Here is a 22,791-nt window from a genome sequence, read left to right on the forward strand (position 1 = left end):
ACATGAGCACAACCGAGGCGTCGGCGAAGTTGTTCGCCGACGCGTCCGCCCTGATCCCGGGCGGAGTGAACTCCCCGGTGCGCGCGTTCTCCTCGGTCGGCGGCACCCCGCGGTTCATCACGTCGGCCCAGGGCTGCAAACTGACCGACGCCGACGGCAACCGCTACGTCGACCTGGTGTGCTCCTGGGGACCGATGATCCTGGGTCACGCGCACCCGGCCGTCGTGGAGGCCGTGCAGCGAGCCGCCGCTGACGGACTGTCCTTCGGGGCGCCGACGCCGTCGGAGTCCGAACTGGCCGGCGAGATCATCGACCGGGTCGCTCCCGTCGAGCGGTTGCGGCTGGTCAACTCCGGCACCGAAGCCACCATGAGTGCGATCCGGCTGGCCCGCGGATTCACCGGCCGGTCCAAGATCGTCAAGTTCTCCGGCTGCTACCACGGCCACAGTGACGCGCTGCTTGCCGACGCCGGCTCGGGTGTGGCAACGCTGGGGCTGCCGTCGTCCCCAGGGGTGACGGGTGCGGCCGCGGCCGACACCATCGTGCTGCCCTACAACGACGAAGCCGCCGTCGCCGACGTCTTCGACCGAGTCGGCGCCGACATCGCCTGCGTCATCACCGAGGCCAGCCCCGGCAATATGGGTGTGGTGCCGCCGCTGCCCGGATTCAACGCCGCGCTGCGCCGCATCACCGCCGCGCACGGTGCGCTGCTGATCGTCGACGAGGTGATGACCGGGTTCCGGGTCAGCCGATCGGGCTGGTACGGCGTGGATCCGGTCGACGCCGATCTGTTCACGTTCGGCAAGGTGATGAGCGGTGGATTGCCGGCGGCCGCGTTCGGTGGCACCGCCGAGGTCATGGGCCGGCTGGCGCCGCTGGGCCCGGTGTATCAGGCCGGCACGCTGTCCGGGAACCCGGTCGCAATGGCGGCCGGGCTGGCCACCCTGCGCGCCGCTGACGAGGCCGTCTACGCCAGGTTGGACGCCAACGCCGACCGGCTGGTCGCGCTGATCGGCAATGCGTTGACTGAAGCCGGTGTGGCACACCAGATTCCGCGCGCCGGCAACATGTTCAGCGTGTTCTTCGGTGATCAGCCGGTCACCGATTTCGGCTCGGCCCGGGCCACCGAGACGTGGCGATTCCCGGCGTTCTTCCATGCCTTGCTCGACGCCGGGGTGTACCCGCCGCCCAGCGCCTACGAAGCATGGTTCGTCTCCACCGCACTCGATGACGACGCCTTCGACCGCATCGCCGCGGCGCTGCCCGGCGCCGCCCGCACCGCTGCGAAGGTGCAGAAACCCGCATGACCGACGCCTCCGACGCCGCATCGACCAAGACCGTCGTGCACGTGATGCGCCACGGCGAGGTGCACAACCCCGACAAGATCCTCTACGGCCGGCTGCCCGACTATCACCTCTCCGAGCGCGGTCAGGCGCAGGCCCAGGCCGTCGCGGAGTGGCTGGCCCACCGCGACATCGCCCACGTGGTGGCCTCCCCGCTGGAGCGGGCGCAGGAGACGGCGGCCCCGATCGCAGCCCGGCACGGCCTGGACATCGTCACCGACGACGAGCTGATCGAATCCCTGAATGTGTTTCAGGGGCAACGGGTGTCGCCGGGTGACGGTGCGCTGCGCGACCCGCGCAACTGGTGGCATCTGCGTAATCCGCGCACCCCGTCCTGGGGTGAGCCCTATGTCGACATCGCCGCGCGGATGCGCCGCGCGCTGCACCGGGCGCGCCTGACTGCCGCCGGCCACGAAGCAGTGTGTGTGAGTCACCAGCTTCCGGTCGAGACGCTGCGGCGCGCGATGACCGCCCGCCCGCTGCACCACTTCCCGACCCGGCGGTTGTGCAATCTGGCGTCGGTCACCTCGTTCTACTTTCACGGAGAGGCGTGTGTCGGCTGGGGGTACGCGGAGCTGGCCGGGCAGTGAGTCGGCTGGTGGCCCTGAGGCGTGCGTTGGTGACGGCGTGCGCGGCCACCTTCGTGCTCGCCGGTTGTGCCACCGGCAGCGACGCCGTCGCCCAGGGCGGCACCTTCGAGTTCGTCGCCCCCGGCGGCCAGACCGACATCTTCTACGATCCGCCGGCTGAGCGGGGTAGGCCGGGTCCGCTGTCGGGTCCGGACCTGATGGACACCGACCGGACGCTCTCGCTCGACGACTTCGCCGGTCAGGTGGTCGTCATCAACGTGTGGGGGCAGTGGTGCGGGCCGTGTCGCACCGAGATCACCGAGCTGCAGCAGGTGTATGAGGCCACCCGAGACCAGGGTGTGGCGTTCCTCGGAATCGACGTGCGCGACAACAACATCGACGCTCCCCGTGACTTCATCATCGATCGCGGTGTGACGTTCCCGTCGATATACGATCCGCCGATGCGCACCCTGATCGCCTTCGGCGGTCGATACCCGACCACCGTCATCCCGTCGACGGTGGTGCTCGACCGGTCGCACCGTGTCGCGGCGGTGTTCCTGCGGGAACTGCTGGCCCAGGACCTGCAACCGGTCGTCGAACGGTTGGCTGCCGAGCAGTGAACCTCGATCAGCTCGACCAATTGACTGCCACCGGGCCGGTGCTGCTGGCGATGGCGGTCAGCGTGCTGGCCGGGCTGGTGTCCTTCGCGTCGCCGTGCGTGGTGCCGCTGGTGCCCGGCTACCTGTCGTATCTGGCCGCGGTGGTCGGCGTGCAGGACAGCCCTGGCGCGGTCGCGGTGCGCCGGTCCCGGGTCCGGGTCGCCGGTGCGGCGGCGTTGTTCGTGGCCGGGTTCACCGTGGTGTTCGTGATGGGCACCGTCGCGGTGCTGGGCATGACGACCACGCTGATCACCAATCAGTTGCTGCTGCAACGAGTCGGTGGCGTCGTCACGATCTTCATGGGACTGGTGTTCATCGGTCTGGTCCCGGTGCTGCAACGCGACACCCGCTTCGCGCCGCGGCAGATCTCCACGCTGGCCGGCGCCCCCCTGCTGGGCGCGGTGTTCGCGCTGGGCTGGACGCCCTGTCTGGGGCCCACGCTGACCGGCGTGATCGCGGTGGCTTCGGCCACCGAAGGGGCCAACGTAGCGCGCGGGGTGGTTCTGGTCCTGGCCTACTGCCTGGGTCTGGGAATCCCGTTCGTGTTGTTGGCTTTCGGCTCGTCCAGTGCGGTCACCGGGTTGAGCTGGCTGCGCCGGCACACCCGCAGCATCCAGGTCTTCGGCGGTATCCTGCTGATCGTCGTCGGCACCGCGCTGGTGACGGGGCTGTGGAACGATTTCGTGTCCTGGATCCGCGACGCGTTCGTCAGCGACGTCAGGCTCCCGATCTGATGACCACCTCCCCCGGCATGGCACCGCCCTCTGCGCGAGCAGACGCGCAAACTCCCAAAAAAGGCCCCAGATGGGGGCTTTCGCGACTGCTCGCGGGCGTGCGCAACACCTGGCGCACCCTGACGTCGATGGGCACCGCGCTGGTGCTGTTGTTCCTGCTGGCGCTTGCGGCGATCCCGGGCGCACTGTTGCCGCAGCGCAGCCTCAACGAGGCCAAAGTCGCCGAGTACATCGCCGAGCGTCCCACGCTGGGTCCGTGGCTGGACCGGGTGCAGGCCTTCGACGTGTTCTCCAGCATCTGGTTCACCGCGATCTACGTACTGCTGTTCATCTCGCTGGTCGGGTGCCTGACCCCGCGACTGTTCGAGCACGTCCGCAGCCTGCGCGCAGTCCCGGTGGCCGCGCCGCGCAACCTGGCCCGGCTGCCCAAGCACCACGAGGCGCAGGTCAGCGGCACCGGCGTCGACGCGATCGCCTCCGCCGTCGACGCGCGTCTGCGCGGGTGGCGCCGCACCGTACGTAAAGACGCCGCGACATCGGGCACCGAGATTTCCGCGGAGAAGGGCTATCTACGCGAGTTCGGCAACATCGTGTTCCACTTCTCGCTGCTGGGACTGCTGGTGGCGATCGCGGCGGGCAAGATGTTCAGCTACGAGGGCAACGTCATCGTCATCGCTGACGGGGGGCCGGGTTTCTGTTCGGCCTCTCCGGCGGCGTTCGACTCGTTCCGCGCCGGCAACACGGTCGACGGCACCTCGCTGTATCCGATCTGTGTGCGGGTCAACGACTTCACCGCCACCTACACGGAGAACGGTCAGGCAGTCGGATTCCAGGCCGACATCGACTACCAAGCCGGCGACGACCTGACCACCGGGACGTGGCAGCCCTACCGGTTACAGGTCAACGAGCCGCTGCGGGTCGGCGGAGACCGAGTCTATCTGCAGGGCCACGGCTACGCCCCCACGCTGACGGTGACTTTCCCCGACGGGCAGATCCGCAGCCAGACCGTGCAATTTCGACCCGACGACCAGATGACGCTGCTGTCCTCGGGCGCGATGCGCTTCGACCCACCTGGCGGCATCTACTCCGACGAGCGCGAGCGTCGCCGCAACCAGATCGCCATCCAGGGGTTGTTCGCCCCGACCGCCCAGCTCGACGGCACGCTGTTGTCGTCGCGCTGGCCGGAGCTCAACGACCCGGCCGTCGCGATCGACATCTTCAAGGGCGACACCGGGCTCGACACCGGCCGACCGCAGTCGTTGTTCAACCTCGACGAGCGGATGATCGGTCAGGGCCGGCTGACCAAGATGGCGCGCGTCAACCTCAAAGCGGGCGAGGACACTCGGCTCGAGGACGGAACCGTGGTCCGCTTCGACGGTGCCACCCCGTTCGTGAACCTCCAGGTCTCCCACGATCCTGCCCAGATCTGGGTGCTGGTGTTCTCGATGACCATGATGGGCGGGCTGCTGGTGTCGCTGATCATCCGGCGCCGACGCGTCTGGGTTCGGTTGACGCCGGGGTCGCCGGGTACCGTGAACGTCGAGCTGGGCGGGCTGGCCCGCACCGACAATTCCGGCTGGGGTGAGGAGTTCGAGCGGCTGACCGCACGGCTGCTGGACGACGTCGGCGCCGGGCCGGGTACCGATCACTCGCAGGACGAGAAGAAGGCAGATCGCGCATGAACACCACCGTCGACATCGGGTTGGCCCGCTACTCCGACTTGGCGTTCACCTCGTCGGTGCTGGTTCTGCTGGTGGCGCTGCTGCTGCTGGCGGTGGAACTGGCCTACAGCCGTAGCCGCAGGGTGGAGAGCCGGGATCTGGTCAACGCCGGGGTGAGCGCCGACAGCGCCCGCCCGGGTGTGGTCGTCGATGTCCCCCGCCGTCGCGTCGACGAACGCATCGGGTCGGGCGGCGTCGCGTTGGTCTATGTGGGCACCCTGTTGCTGCTGGCGTGCATCGTGCTGCGCGGACTGTCCACCTCGCGGGTGCCGTGGGGCAACATGTATGAGTTCATCAACCTCACCTGCTGGTGTGGTCTGGTGGCTGCGGCCGTGGTCCTGCGCCGACCGCAGTACCGGTCGCTGTGGGTGTTCGTGTTGGTGCCGGTGTTGATCCTGCTGACAGTCTCGGGCAAGTGGTTGTATTCGCACGCCGCACCGGTGATGCCTGCCCTGCAGTCCTACTGGTTGCCGATCCACGTATCAGTCGTGAGCCTGGGGTCCGGAGTTTTCCTGGTGGCGGGTGTGGCCAGCATCCTGTTCCTGCTCAAAATGTCTCGGTTCGGCGGGCCCGAACGTGCGGATGCGCTGGGCCGGCTGGTGGCCAAGCTGCCCGACGCGCAGTTGCTGGATCGCATTGCCTACCGCACGACGATCTTCGCGTTCCCGGTGTTCGGGTTCGGCGTGATCTTCGGCGCGATCTGGGCGGAGGAAGCGTGGGGCCGCTATTGGGGCTGGGACCCGAAAGAGACGGTGTCGTTCATCGCGTGGGTGCTCTACGCGGCCTATCTGCATGCCCGCTCGACGGCCGGCTGGCGGGACCGTAAGGCGGCCTGGATCAACGTGATCGGGCTGGTCGCGATGGTGTTCAATTTGTTCTTCATCAATTTGGTGACGGTGGGCCTGCACTCGTATGCCGGCGTCGGCTGAGCCGACAATCGAGGCGCGCGGCTGAGCCGACAAATTGGGCGGCGTCGGCTGAGCCGACAGTCGAGGCGCGCGGCTGAGCCGATTCTTTCGGTAGCGTCGGCTATCGAGAGCGTGCGAAGCGAAGGAGGATCGACCGTTGTCTGACGTGCCGACCAGCTTTCGGGCACAGCAACGGTTCACCGACCCGATGGCGGTCGTGCCCGCCGAGTGGACGGCGCCGACCCCGCCCGAGGGGCTGCTGGCCACGCCGCCGCTGGGTCAGCTGCCGGGACCGCCCCCGCCCGCACCCCAGCCGCCGGTGCCGTTGAACCCGCCGCAACCGCAGCCGGCGTCGGCCCCGCCGCAGCCGGCGTCGGCCCCGCCGCAGTCGGGGGAGCTTTCCACCGTCGCGCTGCTCGGACACACCCGCAGTGGCCCGTCGGCGGGTTGGCGCAAGTGGCTCTACCGTGCCTCGGCAGGGCTGATCGATCTCGGCGAGAGCCCGAAGGTCTTGCGACACCACGCCCTGGTCGAGCAGGCCGCCCGGCCGCTGCGGGGCTGTTACCGCATTGCGATGCTGTCCCAGAAGGGCGGGGTCGGGAAGACGACGGTCACCGCAACGCTGGGCGCGACGTTCGCCTCGCTGCGCGGTGACCGGGTGATCGCCGTCGATGCCAATCCCGACCGCGGCACGCTCAGTCAGAAGGTGCCGGTGGAAACCCCGGCGACCATCCGGCACCTGCTCCGCGACGCCGAGGGCATCGGCGCCTACAGCGATGTCCGCCAGTACACCTCGCAGGGCGACAGCCGACTGGAGGTGCTGGCATCGGAGAGCGATCCGTCGGTGTCGGAGGCGTTCAGCGCGCAGGACTACAGCCGCGCGGTGGAACTGCTCGAGCAGTACTACAGCGTGGTGCTGACTGACTGCGGCACCGGCATGGTGCATTCGGTGATGTCGGCGGTGCTCGAACGCGCCGATGTGCTGCTGGTGGTCAGTTCAGGCTCGGTGGACGGCGCCCGCAGTGCCTCGTCGACGCTGGATTGGCTGGACGCGCACGGTCACGAGGACATGGTTCGCCATTCGATCGCCGTCATCAACGGGGTCAGGCCGCGCAGTGCCCGGGGCGGCGGCAAGGTCGACATCAAAAAAGTGGTGGACCACTTCGCTCGGCGCTGCCGTTCGGTGTGCGTGGTGCCGTTCGACCCGCATCTGGAGGAAGGCGCGGAGATCAGCCTGGATCGGTTACGTCCGGGCACCCGTGCGGCACTGCTGGAACTCGCGGCGGCGGTGGCCGCCGGCTTTCCGGGCTCCGGTCATCCGACCGGCGCCTCGTCGGTCGACCCGGCTCAGGACCGCGGCTGATCGTCGCGGGGAGTGATCCGCCGCAGGAAATCCGGATCATCGTCTGGACCGATCACCCGGGTACGCGGTCTGTTCGCGGCCATCCGGGTAACCCGCCAGCCCACATAGACGACGGCGGCCAGAACGAGCATCAGGACCAAATACGCCACCAAAAACCTCCTTACAGTCAATATACGCGTCCTCGGTAGGCTCAGACCGTGTCCGAGCCACGCCCGACAACACGCCTGCTCTTCGACGTACTGGCCTATACCGCGGCCCGTCTGGTGCTGGTCGCGGTGTTGACCGCGGTCATCATCGGCGGTGGACATCTGCTCGGTGTCCGAGAGTTTCCGGTGGTGATGGCGCTGTTGTTCGCCATCGTGATCGGGCTTCCGCTGGGCATCTGGTTGTTCGCACCGCTGCGGCAGCGCGCCACCGCGAGCATCGCGGTCTGGGATGAGCGTCGTCGGCGCGACCGCGAGCAGCTGCGGGCCCGGCTGCGGGGTGAGGCCGCGCCGCAACGGCCCGACGATGATGCAAAGGGTGCTCCGGGCTCGTCCTCCTGACGTTGATTTCGTTATCTACCAGTGGTTTCCGAGTGTGAGAACAATCGGATGCGGCAACGTCGATGTTTGCTCGGCAACATCACGGAGGAATAACGTCCGGCCCTTTCGGGTAATCGGCGTCACATGAGTGAGCGGCAGGTAGCCGACCGACCGAGGTACCTCGGCGGTCACAGAAATGTCAGCGGTCCCCGACCAGGGGTGATGCACAAGATGTTGTTCCGACGGTGGGTGACCGATCTGTGGAGTGGGCGGTGTCGCGCCGCGGACCTGGTGTCCGACGATTTCGTCGGGCATTGGCCCAACCGCGATATCCGCGGCCCCTCCGAACTGCAGTCTCTCGTCGACGACACCCGTGACGCATTCAAGGAACTGCAGTGCGTGATGGACGTGGGTCCGCTCTACGACGGTGAGTTCGTGGCGGGTCGGTGGATCGGGACCGGTTCCACCAAGGACGGGCCGGTGCGTTACACCGGCAATGACATCGTCCGGATCGCCAACGGCAGGATCGTCGAGTACTGGAACGGCTCGGCGCGTGGTTAGCCGCCGGCGGCGTCGCCCAACAGTCGCCGCAGCGTGTCCAGCGGATCGGTGCCCTCGGGTTCGAGCTGACGTTCGTCACGGGGGGAATCCGGGACGTCGGTGATCGCGGGCGGCGGCGGCGCTGCAGCGACGGGCGGGGCCGGCGGCGACGGTGGCGTGAGGGGTGTCACCGTGCCGAGGCCCCGGATCTTCGCCTCGATCCGGGCCGCCGCGTCTTCGCGGACCGCCCGGCGCTGCGGATCGGGGTCCTGATTGCCGGCGAAGCAACCCGAGGGCGCCGCGGCGATCACCCCCAACGCACTGTCGTACTGGGTGCGGGCGGCATCCAGCCGCGCTTCCCAGGCGTCGATGTCACCCTGGCGTTCGCGTACCAGCGCGAGGTTGACCCGTACCGCACACGACGCGCCGGCTGCGGTAGCTGCCAGCGACTCGGTGAAGTGCCGATCGGCCGCGTCGAGTTTCTCGTCGAGGACGGCGAGGCTGCCCGCCGCGAATGCGGTGGTGGACGGCTCGATGACGTCGAGCATCTGCAGGATCGCCACATCGGTTGCCATCGCGTCGGCGCGACCCGCGGCGAAGTCGCGCTGAGCCGCGTTGCCCGCGATCACCACCGAGATCAGCTTGGCCGCCACCATCAGCACAACGAGTGCGGGAAGCGCTGAGGCGACGAGCAGCCGTCGCCGCAACCGCAGCCGGGCCGGTGTCATGACAGCACCTGCCGCTGGGTCGCCCGGGCGCGACGCAGATCGCGCACCGACAGATAGATCTCACCGAGCAGCAACACCGCCGCCACCATGGTCAACAGCCAGTAGAACTCGCGACGTTGAGGTGTCCCGGAGTCGGCGGCCACTGCGGTGGCGGCCGAATGCGTCTGTGCCTGCGGCACATCGGTCCCAGGAGATCGTTGCAGGTAGGGCAGGCCCAGCTGGCCGGCGATGTCACCGAGTTCGGCCTGACCGGTTCGTGGCCCGTAGCCGAACACCGCGCCGCCGTCGACCCCGCCGGACTGGAACTGTCCCTGCGGGGTGTCGGGCGCCGCGGCGCCCGAACCGAAGTAATACACCAGGTTGTCCGCAGCCGGGTACTGCTGACGCGCGGCGATCAGCTGATAGCGCAGCACATTGGCTGCCGCGCCGGGATTGACCTGCTCATCCGGGTCTGCGGGATACGGATTCATCGCCGCCACCACCGGCTCCAGACTCCAGGTGTCACCCGAGAGCGGCCAGTCGATCGCCGGTCGCGACGCGAACGAGATCACCGCGAACCGGGCGTCGGGGTTACTCTGCATCAGCTCGACCATGTCTTGGCGCATACCCGTCAACCGTGGTGCGCCGTCCCAATCCGGTAGTGCCGACTCCGCCGAGCGGTCCACAACGAAGAACACGTTGGCACCCCCGCGCGACGCGGCCGCCGGGCTCGTCTCCTCGGCGACGTCACCGAGGCCCGGACGGAAGGCGGCCAGCAACATCAGCAGCATCGCAGTCGTCATCGCGGCCCACCGCGACACCGATTCCGCTCCGGTGGTCACCGCCGGGCGCAGCGTCACCAGACGCAGCACCAGCAACACCGCGGCGATCACCGCCAGTGCGGGCGCCGGGGCGACCGGATCGAACGTCATCGCCGCACCGCCATCAGAGCCACGCCCAGCAGAGCGCTGACCGCCACAGCCACCAGCAGTGCCGGCACCGGCGCGTCGCGCCGGTCCGCGGCGTCACCGGAGTCCCGCAGATCGGCCATGATCTCGTCGAGTTGTGCGGGTAGCTGCTGGGGGTCGAGTCGGACGAACTGTCCGCCGGTGTCGGAGGCGAGCGAGCTCAGCGTCTCGGTGGAGCGGCCCGGCGTGGCGACGGCATCGATGCGCGCCCCCGCCTGCCGCGCCAGGTCGGCGACTTCTGTGTCGTCATACAGCGAGGGCCTGTTGTCGTCGGGGGAGCGTAGGTCCCCGGGCCCCAGGTAGATCACCGAGCGTGGGGTGTCGCCGGGGGCCTCGAAGCCGGGAAAGCCGGTCAGGCACAACGCGAGGACGTCGGCCACCGTCGGTGCGTAGTCGCCGTAGGTGATCGTCGGCGAAAACGACGCCGCACGGGTTCGCAGGGTCAGCGCCCCGGGCGGTGCCAGAGTTCCGGCCTCGGCGTCGGCGCGTAGTCGGGCCAGCTGCGCATATTCGCCGATTCGGCCGGCCGCGAACTGATAATCGCGCGTCATCGGTATCACCCGCCGGTTGGTCGACGTCAGCCCGATTCGTTCGGCGCCGTACGCACCGACCTGCCGGGCGAAGTAGCCGAGGAACTCTGCGGAGGACTCGTCGGTGACCGGTTGCCCGACGCACAGCATGATGTCGGTGCGTCGTTCGGCTCCCGCGGCGTCGAGCACCGATTCGGTCGGCCGCGCGCTGGCGAGCACTGCGGCGACGAACAACGGAATGGTCAGCGCCAGCACCATCGCGGTGGCTTGCAGCTGGCGGCGAACGACGGAGCGGTACTCGGGAAGCCGGGTCAGCCTGACGGTGTTGGCCAACGGATACCGCTGCTGGGCAGTCCGTTTGGTCGGTGTCAACACTGCCAGTGCGATCGCTGCGATCAACAGCATCACGGCCACGGCCGCGACCGGCCACCACATCAGCGCCATGTGCGGATCAATTCTTCGGTGGCGCTGCCCAACTGGTCGACATCGGCGTGCGACGCTCGGTCGAACCGGGCATCACCCAGCGCCTCCAGTAACGGGGCCGCTGCGCCCAGATCCGCAGCGGCGATGGCGCGCACGTGCATGTACTGGGCAGGCTGACCGGTGGCCTGATGCAGGAAACTGCGCAGGATGCGGCTCAGCGCCGCGGCGGTCTGCTCGTCGGTCAACTCGCCGTCGCGATGCTGTCGGCCCAGCGCTGCGGCGGTCCGGGCGAACCGGTACCGCAGAACCCGGGCGTGCAGACCGCTCACCACCGACATGCGGCGTAAGCGCGCCGACGGCATCGTCGCCACGAAAACTGCTGTCCACCATGCGATCACCAGTGCCAGCAGAATCAAGCCCAGGACCAGCCACCAGGGTGAGTAACCGGGTGGGCCGCTGACGAAGCGCAGCAGATCATCCGGCACGGGAGTACACCCGGGTCATTTCGGCCAGCCGGGAGCGGATGTCGCCGCCTGAGCCGATGGTGGTGTGGGGGATCGCGTGGCGCGTCATCATCTCTGTGACGCGGGCTGCGCGCTGCTGCTCGGCACGCCGGTAGGCGGCCACGACCCGCGGGTCGGTCGCCGCCGGCCCCAGCACCGGTCGACCGGTCGACACGTCGAAGCCCCCGTCGGCGCCGACGGCCACCGCCGCAAGATCGGCCACCATCGCCCACATCATGTCGTGGCGGGCACTCAGCCGGGTCAGCAGTTCGTCGAGGGCAGGGTCGGGTTCGGGTTCGTCGGAGACGACGATGATCAGCATGGCGTGCCGGTAATGCTCTGCCACGTAAGTCAATTGGCAGCTGATGTCGCTGGGGCCGCGTTGCTGGGCGGTGTGGGCGTGATAGCGCTGTAGCAGGCCTTCGACATGGTTCTCGCCGCGCCGCAGCCGTACGTTGATGCTGCCGCGCGCGTCGCCGTAGACCATCCCGATCTCGTCGGCACGGCCCAGGGTGATCAGTCCGACGGCACCGAGGATGTGGGTGGCGATGTCGCACTTGCGTTCTGCGCTGGGTGCCAGGGCGGTCATGTTGGTTCCGGCATCGGCGACCAACAGCACCTTGTGGTGGGTTTCGGAGACGAAGCGCTTGATCAGCACGTGACCGGAACGGGCCGAGGCCTTCCAGTCGATGTCGCGGACGTCGTCGCCGGGGACGTAGGGCCGCAGCTCGTCGAATTCCAGGGTCCGGGTGTGCAGCAGCGCGTGGCGTCCGCCTTCGAGCATGCCGCGGGTATCGGAGCCGAAGACCGACCTGGCCCGGTTGAGGTGCTTGCCCACGCGGCCCCCTCAGGGCACCCGCACTGCCTGCAGCGTCGCGTCGATGACCCGGTCGGCGGTGACGCCGGCACTGGCCGCTTCGAACCCGAGGATCAGCCGGTGCTGGAGCACTCGGTGAGCCACGTCGGCGACGTCGCTGGGCAGGACGTGGTTACGGCCCGCGAGCACGGCCAGCGCGCGGGCCGCGGTGCACAGCGCGATGGTTGCGCGCGGGCTGGCGCCGTAGTCGATCAGCCGGGCCAGCTGCGAGGGCAGGTGCTTGGCCGGCTCCCGCGTGACACCGACCAGGCGTCCTGCGTAGAGCATCAACTCGCGGCTCATGTAGACGTCGCGGGCCACCTGCTGCAGCCTGCGGACCTGTTCGAGGGTGGCCACCGCCCGGGTGCGGTGGTCTTTGTCGTAGAGCCCGGCGTCGCGGCGGATCAGCACCTCGACCTCCTGCTCCGGCGACGGGTAACGCACGATCTCCTTGATCAGGAAGCGATCGGTCTGGGCTTCGGAGAGGGCGTAGGTCCCCTCCTGGTCCACCGGGTTCTGGGTGGCGATGACCAGGAACGGCTCCGGGATCGGGTAGACGGTGCCGGCGATGGTGGTCTGGCGTTCCTCCATGGCTTCGAGCATCGCGCTCTGAGTTTTGGCGCTGGAGCGGTTGATCTCGTCGAGCAACACGATGTTGGCGTGTACGGGCCCGAGCTGGGTGACGAAGGAGCCGTTCGACGCGTCGTAGATCTGGGTGCCCACGATGTCGCTGGGCAGGAGGTCCGGGGTGCATTGGATGCGGCGGAACTGCCCGTCGATGGATTCGGCGATCACCCGCGCGGCGGTGGTCTTGGCCAGTCCCGGCACGCTCTCGAGCAGCACGTGGCCCCCGGTGAGCAGGCCGATCAGCAGCGATTCGCGCAGGTGTTGTTGACCCACCACCTTCGCGGAGAACGCTTCCGACAGCGCCGCCACCACCTCTTGTGCCGCGCGGACATGCTCAGCGGTGTCGCGGGGCGCAGGCGCAGCATTCATCCCGGGCTATGTACCACGCCAATCTGGCCCGCAAACCGCTCACCACCTGTGATTTCGGCGCGTAAAGCGACGCTGGGTGTCGTAAAGCGCGCTGAAACCGCTAGGAAAAGGCGAGTGCGAGGCTCACCGCCAGCGCCCACACCAGCATTGTCAACCCGGTGTCGCGCAGCACCGGGATCAACTCCCGGCCGCCCTGACCACCACGCACCGGCCTGGCTGCGCGCACCGCCAGCGGCGCAGCGACCAGGCCCACCAAACACCACGGCGTGGCGAACACCAGCGCCAGCGTCAACACGAACGCCACCGCCAGCAGCACCTGGAACAGCACCCGGGTACGGGCGTCGCCCAGGCGCACGGCCAGGGTGATCTTGCCGGTCTGCGCATCCGTCGGGATGTCGCGCAGATTGTTGGCCACCAGCACCGCCGAGGACAGGCAGCCCGTCGCGACGGCCAGCGTCACGCCCACCCAGTCGACGCGCAGCGCCTGGGTGTACTGCGTGCCCAGCACCGCGACCAGCCCGAAGAACACGAACACCGCGACCTCGCCGAACCCCCGGTACCCGTAGGGCCTGGCGCCTCCGGTGTAGAGCCAGGCGCCGGCGATGCACATCGCACCGACCGCGATCAGCCACGGCGCCGATACCCACGCCAGCACCAGTCCGGCTACCGCCGCCAGCGTCAGGCTCACCACCGCCGCCGTCAGCACCGCCCGCGGCGCGGCGAGCTTCGAGCCGACCAACCGCAGCGGCCCGGCCCGCACATCGTCGGTGCCGCGGATGCCGTCGGAGTAGTCGTTGGCGTAATTGACCCCGACCACCATGCCGAGCGCGACGAGCAGCGCCAGCAACGCCTTCCACCACGACGCCGCGTCAACATGCGCGGCGGCCCCGGTCCCTGCGATGACGGGCGCGACAGCGTTGGGCAGCGTCCGCGGACGCGCACCCTCGACCCACTGGGCGATAGTGGCCACGACGGTCAGTCTTGCAGGTCGCGACCGTGGCAGACTGAGCGCATGGACGAGCGACTGAGCAAGACCGAGATCGGAAAGGACGCGGTCCAGGAGATCGTGTCGGCCGGCGCGTCGGCCGTCGGTGAGGTCACCACGATCATCACCACGGCGGTCAAGGACGTCGCCAACGCCATCGGCGGCTTTGCCACCGATGTGTTCGAGATCCGCGACAGTGCGCGACGCGCGGCCCAACAGTCTGACGAGTAACGCCGGTGCTGGGAGTCATCGGGGGTAGCGGTTTCTACTCGTTCTTCGGCTCCGACGCCCGGGCGGTCAGCCTGGACACGCCCTACGGTTCGCCGAGCGCGCCGATCACCGTGGGCACCGTCGGCGCCCACGAGGTCGCCTTCCTGCCGCGCCACGGTGTCGGACACGAGTTCTCACCGCACACCGTGCCCTATCGCGCCAACATGTGGGCGTTGCGCGCGCTCGGAGTGCGGCGGGTCTTCGGGCCGTGCGCGGTAGGCAGCCTCGACCCGCAGCTGGGTCCCGGCGCGATCGTGGTGCCCGACCAGCTGGTCGACCGCACGTCCGGACGCGACGACACCTACTTCGATTCCGGCGGTATCCACGTCGATTTCGCCGATCCGTACTGCCCGACGTTGCGCGCCGCGGTCACCGATCTGCCCGGCGTCGTCGACGGCGGGGCGATGGTGGTGATTCAGGGTCCGCGGTTTTCCACCCGCGCCGAGAGTCGGTGGTTCGCCAGTCAGGGTTTCCGGCTGGTCAACATGACCGGCTACCCGGAGACGGTGCTGGCCCGTGAGCTTGAAATCTGTTATGCCGCAATAGCATTGGTGACCGACCTGGATGCCGGAATCGATTCCGGGCAGGGGGTTCGTGCAGTGGATGTGTTCGCCGAGTTCCAGCGCAACCTGGTGCCGTTCAAGAAGCTGGTGCATGAGGCCATCGACGCCGTCGCCGCCGAGCGCACCTGCACACACTGCCTGCCGCACGACGGGGTGTCGCTGCCGATCGAGCTCCCGTGAGGGTGCTGCTGACCGGCGCGGCGGGGTTCATCGGCGCCCGGGTGCATGCCGCGCTGACCGCCGCCGGGCATGAGGTCGTCGCCGTCGACGCGATGCTCTCGGCCGCGCACGGCGACGACGCCGTCGTCCCGGAGGGCGTGCGGCACGTGGATGTGCGTGACGCCGCCGCGGTCGCCGACGTCCTCGCCGGCATCGACGTGGTGTGTCATCAGGCTGCGGTGGTGGGTGCGGGTGTGGACGCCGCCGACGCCCCGAGATATGCGGGGCACAACGACTTCGGGACCGCGGTGCTGTTGGCGCAGATGTTCGCCGCGGGGTGTCGGCGGCTGGTGCTGGCATCGTCGATGGTGGTGTATGGGCAAGGTCGTTTCGTCTGCGCCGAGCACGGTGAGGTTGATCCGATGCCCCGGCGGCGCGAGGACCTCGACGCCGGTGTGTTCGATCATCGCTGTCCGCTCGGCGGTGAGCAGGTCGACTGGGCGCTGGTGGGTGAGGACGCGGCTCTGCGTCCGCGCAGCCTGTACGCGGCCAGCAAGACCGCGCAGGAGCATTACGCGTTGGCCTGGGCTCAGGCGTGTGACGGCTCGGTGGTGGCGCTGCGCTATCACAACGTGTACGGACCGGGGATGCCCCGCGACACCCCATACTCGGGGGTCGCGGCGATCTTTCGATCTTCGCTTGAAAAAGGCGAATCCCCAAGAGTTTTCGAGGACGGTGGGCAGATGCGTGACTTCGTCCACGTCGACGACGTCGCCGCGGCCAACGTGGCTGCGGTGCACGCGGATCCCGCGGGCTTCGCCGCGTTCAACGTCTGCTCGGGCCGTCCGGTGACCATCTTCGATGTGGCGAGCGCGCTGTGCCGCGCCCACGGCGGCATGACCCCGCTGATCACCGGCGCCTACCGTGACGGCGACGTCCGCCACATCGTGGCGGATCCGTCTAAGGCCGTGCGGGAACTCGGTTTTCGTGCTGCGATCGATCCGGTCGACGGGCTGGTCGAGTTCGCCACGGCCCCGCTGCGGGGGGTCACCGCTTAGCCTTGACACCTGTCAAGTCATACTGGCGGCATGAGCAGAGCACTATGTGAGCAGTACGGCATCGACTTCCCGCTCTTCGCGTTCAGCCACTGCCGCGACGTGGTGGCCGCCGTCACCAATGCCGGTGGATTCGGGGTGCTGGGCGCCACCGCTTACAGTCCCGATCAGCTCGACCAGGAGCTGGCGTGGATCGACGAGGCGGTCGGCGGCAAGCCCTACGGTGTGGACCTGATCGTGCCTGCCAAGTTCGAGGGTAAGGGCGAGAAGCTCTCCAGTGAGGATCTCGCCGAACGCATCCCGCAGGACTATCGCGAGCTCGTCGATGACCTGCTGCGCGCCCACGACATCGAGCCCGAGCCGCAGCGCCGGCTGGGTAAGCCGATGCTGTCCGGCAACACCGGCCGCGAACTGCTCGACGTCGCGTTGTCACACCCGATCAAGCTGATCGCCAATGCGCTCGGGGTGCCGCCGGACTACATGATCGAGGCCGGCAAGGAACGCGGCATCCCGGTCGCGGCGCTGGTCGGCGCCAAGGAGCACGCGGTCAAGCAGGTCGCCGCGGGTGTGGACCTGATCGTGGCGCAGGGCACCGAGGCCGGCGGCCACTGCGGGGAGGTCAGCACGCTCGTCGTCGTCCCGGAGGTTGTAGAAGCTGTAGCAGCGGCGGGTGGTTCGACGCCCGTGCTCGCCGCGGGCGGCATCGTCACCGGTCGGCAGATGGCCGCAATGGTGGCCATCGGCGCGGCGGGAGCGTGGACCGGCTCGGTGTGGCTGACCACTGAGGAGGCCGAGACCGCGCCGCACACCGTGGCCAAGATGCTGGCCGCCAGCTCGCGGGACACCGTGCGTTCGGCGGGTCGCACCGGCAAGCCGTCGCGTCAGCTGGTGTCGGACTGGACGAATGCCTGGAAGCCCGCCAAGGACGGTCAGCAGCCGCTGCCGTTGCCTTTGCAGTCGATGCTGTGCGAGCCGGTGATTCGCCGTATCGACGTGCTGGCCGCCCAAGGCCATGAAGGGGCGCAGGCGTTGGCCACGTACTTCGTCGGGCAGGGCGTCGGACTGATGAACAAGGTCAAGCCGGCCCGCGAAGTCGTGCGCGAGTTCATCGAGGACTACCTGGTCGCCGCGGAGCGGCTGAGCAACTCCCTGCCCGGCTGACCATCACCGCCAAGGTGCACCCAGCGTAGTTCCGCCCGTGTGACGACTACCGTGGCTGCACTTTCGCGAGGCCGCGGCAACGGAACTCAGTCGGCCAGCGGCAGCCGCACCTCGAAGCGTGCCCCGGTGGCCAGATTTCGCGCCGACAGCGTCCCGCGGTGCGCCTGCACCAGGCCCGCCGCGATCGCCAGGCCCAGGCCCGACCCGCTCGGCAGCGACGAATCCGCCCGCGGCACACGGTTGTTCGATCCGCGGTAGGCCACGTCGAATACCCGGGGTAGGTCGGCTTCGTCGATACCGACGCCGGTGTCGTCGACCCGGGCCCACGCAGAATCCCCGTCAGAGCCCAGCGTCAGGTCCACCCGTCCGCCGGTCGGGGTATGGGCGATCGCGTTGGCCACCAGATTCGACAGCACCCGCACCAGGGCCCGGTCGCTGCCGCGCACCCGGACCGGCTGGTCGGGCAGATTGGCATGCAGACGCACGCCCGCGCGTTCGGCGGCGATGCGGTGTGCGGCCAGCACGTCGTCGACCACCTCGTCGAGTGCGACCTTGTTGAACGAGGGCGTCATCGCTCCGGCGTTGATCTTCGACATCTCGAACAGGTCGTCGACCATCTCGCTCAGCCGCACCGACTCGTGTTCGATCTGTTTGGCGTGTACCTGCACTTCGTCGGCGGGTACCAGACCGTCGGCGAGTGCCTCTGACACCGCCCGGATCCCGGCCAGCGGTGTGCGCAGGTCGTGGCTGACGAACGCCACCAGTTGCCGTCGGGACTGTTCGGCGGCGCGCTCTGAGTCGCGGATCTCGGCCTCCCACACCGTGCGCCGGGCCTGGTAGCGGCCCAGCATCACCGCCGCGGGGACGGTGACGATCGATACCACCACCAGCACCACGGCGGTGCGCTCGAAGGTCCCGGTGACCATGGATCCGCTGGCGCCCAGTACACCGGCAAATGTCGCCAGCACCGGGATCAACACCAGTGCCACCATGCTGACCGCCAGCGACCAGGAGCGGGCCAACCGGATCACCGCAGCGCCGACGATGACCACCGGAACCGAGCACGCCAGTGCCCAGCCGACGATCTCGAGCAGCTCAGCTGGCGGCATCCGTGTGTCCGGAACCCGACTCGTCGGAGGCCCACATGTAGCCGCGGCCCCACACCGTCTGAACCCGGTGCCGGTCGCCGAGCTTGGACCGCAGCCGCTTGACGTGCACGGTCACCGTCGACAGGTCCCCGAAGTCCCAGTGCCACACCTGTTTGAGCAGGTCCTCGCGGGTGAAGACGGTGTCGGTGTGGGTCAGGAAGAACAGCAGGAGATCGAATTCCCGGTTGGTCAGGCTGACCGGTGTGCCGCCGACGGACACGGTGCGCGACGCGGCCGACACCGCCAGGTCGCCGGCCTGGATCTGCACGGGCGCCGCTGTGCTCGCCGGTGCCCGGCGCAGCACCGAACGCACCCGCAGCGCCAGCTCGCGCGGACTGAACGGTTTGGTCAGGTAATCGTCGGCGCCGGCCTCCAGGCCCGCGATCCGATCGTCCTCTTCGCCCAGCGCCGTCAGCAGGATCACCGGCACCGAGAAGTCCCCGCCGCGGCGCAGGCTGCGGCACAGCGACAGACCGCTGGGGCCGGGCATCATCACGTCGAGGATGGCGACGTCGAAGCGCTCTGCGCGCAGCAGTCGCAGGGCCTCGCTGCCGTCGTGGGCGGTGGACACCTCCAAGCCGTCGCGCTCCAGGTAGCGACGCACGACGTTGCGAACCACGTCGTCATCGTCGGCGATCAGCACACGGGTCACCACTCCGAGGTTAGCGCGCAGTGGCGGTTACCTGCGTGGATGTCACGGTTTTGTCAGCGATGGCACGGCGCACCCCCAGGGTGCTGACCTACCGTCGGGAGCTATGCCCGAGTGTGCGGTCACGGTGGTCCTGCCATGCCTTGACGAGGCCGAGTCCCTCCCCGGTGTGCTGAACGCCATCCCGGATGGGTATCGGGCGCTCGTCGTCGACAACAACAGCACCGATGACACCGCCCAGGTCGCCCGTGCCCACGGGGCGACGGTGGTCTTCGAGCCCCGGCCGGGGTACGGGTCCGCGGTGCATGCCGGCGTTGTGGCGGCGACGACGCCGGTGGTGGCGGTCATCGACGCCGACGGTTCGCTGGACCCCGGCGACCTTCCCGCTTTGGTCGCCGAACTGGATCGGGGTGCCGACCTGGTGGTCGGCCGCCGACGTCCGGTGCCAGGCCTGCAATGGCCGTGGCATGCCCGGTGGGGTACCGCCGCGGTGTGCTGGCGGTTGCGTCAGCGCCACGGCTTACCGGTGCATGACATCGCCCCGACGCGAGTGGCGCGCCGGGATTGGCTGCTCGAACTCGGGGTGAACGACCGCCGATCCGGGTATCCCCTCGAATTGCTGGTCCGAGCGGCTGCGGGGGACTGGCACGTGGTGGAACGCGACGTCAGGTACGGCCCGCGTACAGGGGGCCGGTCGAAGGTGTCCGGTTCAATGCGGGGAAGTGTCACCGCGGCTCTGGACTTCTGGCGGGTGATCTCGTGACACCACCGCCGACGACCGTGCTCGTGGTGGCCAAGGCTCCGGTGCCCGGGTTGGCGAAGACCCGGCTCGCCGCGTCGATCGGTGACGCGGCCGCAGCCGATGTGGCCGCGGCAGCGCTGCTCGACACCCTCGATGCCGTGGCGGCCGCCCCGGTCTCGGCGCGGGTGGTGGCCATGACCGGTGACCTGCAGCGTGCGTGCCGTTCCGAGGAGATCCGGCAGCGCCTGAAATCGTTCGCCGTCGTGGCCCAGCGGGGGACCGACTTCGCCGAGCGCCTGGTCTGCGCCCACGCCGATGCCGCCGCCGCTGCCGGTGAGCATCCGATCGTGCAGATCGGGATGGACACCCCGCAGGTGAGCAGCGAACTGATCGCCGGCTGCGCCGCCGGTCTCGGGGATGCCCAGGCGGTGTTGGGCATGGCCGCTGACGGCGGTTGGTGGGTGCTGGGAGTGCGGTCGGCGGTGATGGCCGAATGCCTGCGGCCGGTGCCGATGTCGCAGCCCGATACCGGCGCGCTGACATTGGAAGCTTTGCGCAACAAAGGATATGGGGTCGCGTTGGTCGAGGAACTGGCCGATGTCGACACCGTCGCCGACGTCGAGGGCGTGCGGCGGTGTTGCGCTCCGGACAGTCGATTCGCCGCCGCGACCAGAGCGGCAGGGCTGTAACGGCGATGATGGGAAACCTCTACGACCGCGCGCTCGACGGTGAGCGCTGCTGGATCCGACGCGACGACGGTGAGATCAGAAACCTCCCGGTGCGCACCTGGCTCGGTGGCCGGCACGCCGACGAGCAGTTCGACCGGGCGATCGTCGACCTCTGCGACGGTCCGACCATCGATCTGGGCTGCGGGCCGGGCCGCCTGGTCGTCGACCTGATTCGGCGCGGAATCCCGGCCCTCGGCATCGACCAGTCCATGGCGGCTGTGCAGCTGGCCAGGAGCACCGGGGCCCAGGCGCTGTGTCGCGACCTCTTCGACGCTTTACCGGGAACCGGTCGTTGGCGCACCGCATTGCTGGCCGACGGCAACATCGGACTCGGTGGTGATCCGCGCCGACTGCTGCGACGGGTTGGTGAGCTGCTCTCACACGGCGGCCGATGTGTCGCCGAGTTCGATCCGACGATCAGCGGCGTGCGCACCGGGATGGTTCGATTGGAGTCGTCGAACACGATCGGCCCGTGGTTTCGCTGGGCATCGGTGGGTGTGGACTCGGCCGCAGAGCTGGCCGACGAGGTCGGGCTGGTGTTGACGGGCCTGCACCCGGTGCGCAGCCGGGTTCTGGCTACTCTGGCGATCCGCTGACCTGCAGATCGCGAGCCGGAACCCAGAGCGCGGCCTTACCAATTGGTGAAGATGACGTGGTTGAGCACCAACGCTCCCAGCGCGTTGACGGCCAGCCACCAGCGCTGCGACCGCGGCGGCAGCAGCGCCGCGGCGGCGGTCAGCCACACGGTGAAGGGCAGCCAGATCCGTTCCACCTCGGCTTTGCTCAACATGCTCAAATTGGCGGCCAGCACGGCGGCCAGCGCGCCGAGCACCAGCAGATGTAGTCCCGCACGGCGGCGCAATGCATCGACGTCGAACACCCGCGCGATGCCGGCGACACTGCCCAATCCGATCGCGATCACTGTCGCCGCGAGGTTCCCCCACACCCAGTACGAGAACGGCCGGTCACTGGCAATGCCCTGCCAGTACCGTTCTTGCACCAGGTGATAGCCGTCGAACCACCAGAACCCGGCCACAGCGAACACGGCAACCACCACCACGGCGGCCAGTGCGGCCGGGACCAACGCCCGCAGCGCGGCACGCCAGTTCGCAGCGCACAGCAGTACCGCAACCGCCGGAAGGGCCATCAGACCCAGGCCGTAGCTGAGGAAGATGGACCAGCCCAGCAGGAGTCCGGCGCCGGCTGCGGCCACCATCGGCAGCCGGGCGTGCCCCGAGACGGCAAGGGCGAGCAGCGCAATGCCCCAGGCCGCCACGCCCGCGAAGTAGCCGTCGGCGGACACCGCCACCCAGATGGCGGTCGGCGCGACCGCGACGAAGGGGGCGGCCATCCGGGCGCAATCCTCATCGGCCAGTGCCCGCACCGCGACGATGATCGCCGCCGCCGCACTCGAGCCGACCAGCAGGCACAGCATTCCCGCCCAGGCGCCGCCGCCGAGACCGATCCGGTCCAGCCAGACGAACGTCAGCAGCGCACCGGGCGGGTGGCCGGAGACGTGAGTGATCCATGAGTCGGGCTGGTAGTCGAGGATCCGGCCGGCGAACGTCCGAACCGCTTCACCGACGTCGTCGACGGTCGGCACCTGGCGCAGATACTCGTGGCGGGCGGTGAGCCGGCCGGCGAAACCCCGCTGCCAGCCGTCGATCATCGCCAGCGAGAACGCCCAGGTCGCCGACGTCGCCCACGTCACGAGCAGCAGCACCCGCCAAGGCAGCCGGCGGGCGACCTGGTGACCCCACACCACAGCGGCCAGTGCGATCAGGATCGCGGGGCCGGTGCCCCAGCCGATGTGGGTTTCCCACCAGCCGAAGATGGGCGCCGCGCCGGCGAAGGCCTCGAAGCGTTCCTCGTCGGCGTTGATCAGCGGCGTGACGGCCAGGTCCAGGCGCGGGACGACGAATGCCGCGACCACCAGGATGACGCCCAGGCCGACCGCCAGCGCTTCTCTACGACCGATGGGCACTAT

27 protein-coding genes are annotated in these 22,791 nt (G+C 68.9%); 16 read left to right on the top strand and 11 right to left on the bottom strand.

From position 1 onward, the window contains the following. Positions 1-2: 2 nt before the first annotated feature. The 7 genes from hemL (at position 3) to KXD98_RS02965 (ending at position 7,297) form a co-directional block, all read left to right on the top strand. Positions 3-1,307, top strand: coding sequence for a glutamate-1-semialdehyde 2,1-aminomutase (hemL, locus tag KXD98_RS02935; protein WP_260761800.1), 1,305 nt, complete (start codon positions 3-5; stop codon positions 1,305-1,307). Then, the gene (locus tag KXD98_RS02940; protein ID WP_260761801.1) at positions 1,304-1,933 is read left to right on the top strand and encodes a histidine phosphatase family protein; all 630 of its coding nucleotides are present in this window, start codon (positions 1,304-1,306) and stop codon (positions 1,931-1,933) included. The genes hemL and KXD98_RS02940 overlap by 4 nt, the downstream gene beginning before the upstream one ends. Next, the gene (locus tag KXD98_RS02945; RefSeq protein WP_260761802.1) at positions 1,930-2,532 is read left to right on the top strand and encodes a TlpA disulfide reductase family protein; all 603 of its coding nucleotides are present in this window, start codon (positions 1,930-1,932) and stop codon (positions 2,530-2,532) included. Before KXD98_RS02940 ends, KXD98_RS02945 begins: the two co-directional genes overlap by 4 nt. Positions 2,533-2,582: 50 nt before the next feature. Next, positions 2,583-3,305 carry a cytochrome c biogenesis CcdA family protein gene (locus KXD98_RS02950; protein WP_260764946.1) on the top strand — a complete coding sequence of 241 codons (723 nt, stop codon included), beginning with the start codon at positions 2,583-2,585 and terminating at the stop codon, positions 3,303-3,305. 128 nt (positions 3,306-3,433) lie between these two features. Continuing rightward, positions 3,434-4,987: a cytochrome c biogenesis protein ResB gene (locus KXD98_RS02955; RefSeq protein ID WP_396883088.1), complete on the top strand. Its 1,554-nt coding sequence runs from the start codon at positions 3,434-3,436 to the stop codon at positions 4,985-4,987. Beyond that, positions 4,984-5,955: a c-type cytochrome biogenesis protein CcsB gene (gene ccsB / locus KXD98_RS02960; protein WP_260761803.1), complete on the top strand. Its 972-nt coding sequence runs from the start codon at positions 4,984-4,986 to the stop codon at positions 5,953-5,955. Before KXD98_RS02955 ends, ccsB begins: the two co-directional genes overlap by 4 nt. Before the next feature lie 187 nt (positions 5,956-6,142). Next, positions 6,143-7,297, top strand: coding sequence for a MinD/ParA family protein (locus tag KXD98_RS02965; protein WP_260764948.1), 1,155 nt, complete (start codon positions 6,143-6,145; stop codon positions 7,295-7,297). On the opposite strand, the gene KXD98_RS02970 is transcribed toward KXD98_RS02965, so the two are convergent. Then, positions 7,282-7,446: a hypothetical protein gene (locus KXD98_RS02970; protein WP_260761804.1), complete on the bottom strand. Its 165-nt coding sequence runs from the start codon at positions 7,444-7,446 to the stop codon at positions 7,282-7,284. The two genes, KXD98_RS02965 and KXD98_RS02970, sit on opposite strands and share 16 nt — an antisense overlap. Before the next feature lie 48 nt (positions 7,447-7,494). Between KXD98_RS02970 and KXD98_RS02975 the strand changes: the two genes are divergently transcribed. Next, positions 7,495-7,842 (top strand): DUF4229 domain-containing protein, encoded by a 348-nt coding sequence (locus tag KXD98_RS02975; RefSeq protein ID WP_260761805.1) that lies wholly within the window; start codon positions 7,495-7,497, stop codon positions 7,840-7,842. Between the two features lie 201 nt (positions 7,843-8,043). Beyond that, positions 8,044-8,382, top strand: coding sequence for an ester cyclase (locus KXD98_RS02980; RefSeq protein ID WP_260761806.1), 339 nt, complete (start codon positions 8,044-8,046; stop codon positions 8,380-8,382). Here KXD98_RS02980 and KXD98_RS02985 read toward each other — a convergent pair. The 7 genes from KXD98_RS02985 to KXD98_RS03015 all read right to left on the bottom strand — a co-directional run bounded on the left by KXD98_RS02985 (position 8,379) and on the right by KXD98_RS03015 (position 14,314). Then, the gene (locus tag KXD98_RS02985) at positions 8,379-9,089 is read right to left on the bottom strand and encodes a hypothetical protein (protein WP_260761807.1); all 711 of its coding nucleotides are present in this window, start codon (positions 9,087-9,089) and stop codon (positions 8,379-8,381) included. The two genes, KXD98_RS02980 and KXD98_RS02985, sit on opposite strands and share 4 nt — an antisense overlap. Then, on the bottom strand, positions 9,086-10,000 hold the full coding sequence (locus KXD98_RS02990; RefSeq protein WP_260761808.1) for a VWA domain-containing protein: 915 nt from the start codon (positions 9,998-10,000) through the stop codon (positions 9,086-9,088). The genes KXD98_RS02985 and KXD98_RS02990 overlap by 4 nt, the downstream gene beginning before the upstream one ends. Beyond that, positions 9,997-11,010: a hypothetical protein gene (locus KXD98_RS02995; protein WP_260761809.1), complete on the bottom strand. Its 1,014-nt coding sequence runs from the start codon at positions 11,008-11,010 to the stop codon at positions 9,997-9,999. Before KXD98_RS02995 ends, KXD98_RS02990 begins: the two co-directional genes overlap by 4 nt. Then, a complete protein-coding gene (locus tag KXD98_RS03000; RefSeq protein WP_260761811.1) occupies positions 11,001-11,474 on the bottom strand; it encodes a hypothetical protein in 474 nt (157 codons plus the stop codon). The genes KXD98_RS02995 and KXD98_RS03000 overlap by 10 nt, the downstream gene beginning before the upstream one ends. Further along, the gene (locus tag KXD98_RS03005; protein WP_260761812.1) at positions 11,464-12,330 is read right to left on the bottom strand and encodes a DUF58 domain-containing protein; all 867 of its coding nucleotides are present in this window, start codon (positions 12,328-12,330) and stop codon (positions 11,464-11,466) included. The genes KXD98_RS03000 and KXD98_RS03005 overlap by 11 nt, the downstream gene beginning before the upstream one ends. Before the next feature lie 9 nt (positions 12,331-12,339). Next, positions 12,340-13,344, bottom strand: a complete 1,005-nt coding sequence (locus KXD98_RS03010) for a MoxR family ATPase (protein WP_260761813.1) — start codon at positions 13,342-13,344, stop codon at positions 12,340-12,342. Positions 13,345-13,444: 100 nt separating this feature from the next. After that, entirely contained in the window at positions 13,445-14,314 is an 870-nt protein-coding gene (locus tag KXD98_RS03015; protein ID WP_260761814.1) for a 1,4-dihydroxy-2-naphthoate polyprenyltransferase, read from the bottom strand. A 42-nt stretch (positions 14,315-14,356) separates the two neighbouring features. On the opposite strand from KXD98_RS03015, the gene KXD98_RS03020 reads away from it, so the two are divergent. From KXD98_RS03020 to KXD98_RS03035, 4 genes are read left to right on the top strand one after another with little or no spacing between them, the layout of a single operon-like run. After that, complete coding sequence (locus tag KXD98_RS03020) at positions 14,357-14,560, top strand: hypothetical protein (protein WP_260761815.1); 204 nt, start codon at positions 14,357-14,359, stop codon at positions 14,558-14,560. Between the two features lie 5 nt (positions 14,561-14,565). Further along, on the top strand, positions 14,566-15,342 hold the full coding sequence (locus KXD98_RS03025) for an S-methyl-5'-thioadenosine phosphorylase (protein WP_260761816.1): 777 nt from the start codon (positions 14,566-14,568) through the stop codon (positions 15,340-15,342). Beyond that, on the top strand, positions 15,339-16,379 hold the full coding sequence (locus tag KXD98_RS03030) for an NAD(P)-dependent oxidoreductase (RefSeq protein ID WP_260761817.1): 1,041 nt from the start codon (positions 15,339-15,341) through the stop codon (positions 16,377-16,379). The genes KXD98_RS03025 and KXD98_RS03030 overlap by 4 nt, the downstream gene beginning before the upstream one ends. Positions 16,380-16,409: 30 nt before the next feature. Then, positions 16,410-17,537, top strand: coding sequence for a nitronate monooxygenase family protein (locus KXD98_RS03035; RefSeq protein ID WP_260761818.1), 1,128 nt, complete (start codon positions 16,410-16,412; stop codon positions 17,535-17,537). Between the two features lie 86 nt (positions 17,538-17,623). On the opposite strand, the gene KXD98_RS03040 is transcribed toward KXD98_RS03035, so the two are convergent. Together KXD98_RS03040 and KXD98_RS03045 are read right to left on the bottom strand one after the other, a co-directional pair. After that, positions 17,624-18,646, bottom strand: a complete 1,023-nt coding sequence (locus KXD98_RS03040) for a cell wall metabolism sensor histidine kinase WalK (RefSeq protein ID WP_260761819.1) — start codon at positions 18,644-18,646, stop codon at positions 17,624-17,626. Next, positions 18,633-19,337, bottom strand: coding sequence for a response regulator transcription factor (locus tag KXD98_RS03045; RefSeq protein ID WP_260761820.1), 705 nt, complete (start codon positions 19,335-19,337; stop codon positions 18,633-18,635). Before KXD98_RS03045 ends, KXD98_RS03040 begins: the two co-directional genes overlap by 14 nt. Before the next feature lie 103 nt (positions 19,338-19,440). On the opposite strand from KXD98_RS03045, the gene KXD98_RS03050 reads away from it, so the two are divergent. From KXD98_RS03050 to KXD98_RS03060, 3 genes are read left to right on the top strand one after another with little or no spacing between them, the layout of a single operon-like run. Beyond that, positions 19,441-20,097 carry a glycosyltransferase family 2 protein gene (locus KXD98_RS03050; RefSeq protein ID WP_260761821.1) on the top strand — a complete coding sequence of 219 codons (657 nt, stop codon included), beginning with the start codon at positions 19,441-19,443 and terminating at the stop codon, positions 20,095-20,097. Next, positions 20,094-20,765 (top strand): DUF2064 domain-containing protein, encoded by a 672-nt coding sequence (locus KXD98_RS03055; RefSeq protein WP_260761822.1) that lies wholly within the window; start codon positions 20,094-20,096, stop codon positions 20,763-20,765. Before KXD98_RS03050 ends, KXD98_RS03055 begins: the two co-directional genes overlap by 4 nt. A 5-nt stretch (positions 20,766-20,770) precedes the next feature. Next, the gene (locus KXD98_RS03060; RefSeq protein ID WP_260761823.1) at positions 20,771-21,400 is read left to right on the top strand and encodes a class I SAM-dependent methyltransferase; all 630 of its coding nucleotides are present in this window, start codon (positions 20,771-20,773) and stop codon (positions 21,398-21,400) included. A 35-nt stretch (positions 21,401-21,435) separates the two neighbouring features. Here the strand turns inward: KXD98_RS03060 and KXD98_RS03065 are convergent, their stop codons facing one another. Then, complete coding sequence (locus KXD98_RS03065; protein WP_260761824.1) at positions 21,436-22,788, bottom strand: hypothetical protein; 1,353 nt, start codon at positions 22,786-22,788, stop codon at positions 21,436-21,438. Between the last annotated feature and the right edge of the window lie 3 nt (positions 22,789-22,791).

Source organism: Mycobacterium sp. SMC-4 (genome assembly GCF_025263265.1).
GTDB lineage: Bacteria > Actinomycetota > Actinomycetes > Mycobacteriales > Mycobacteriaceae > Mycobacterium.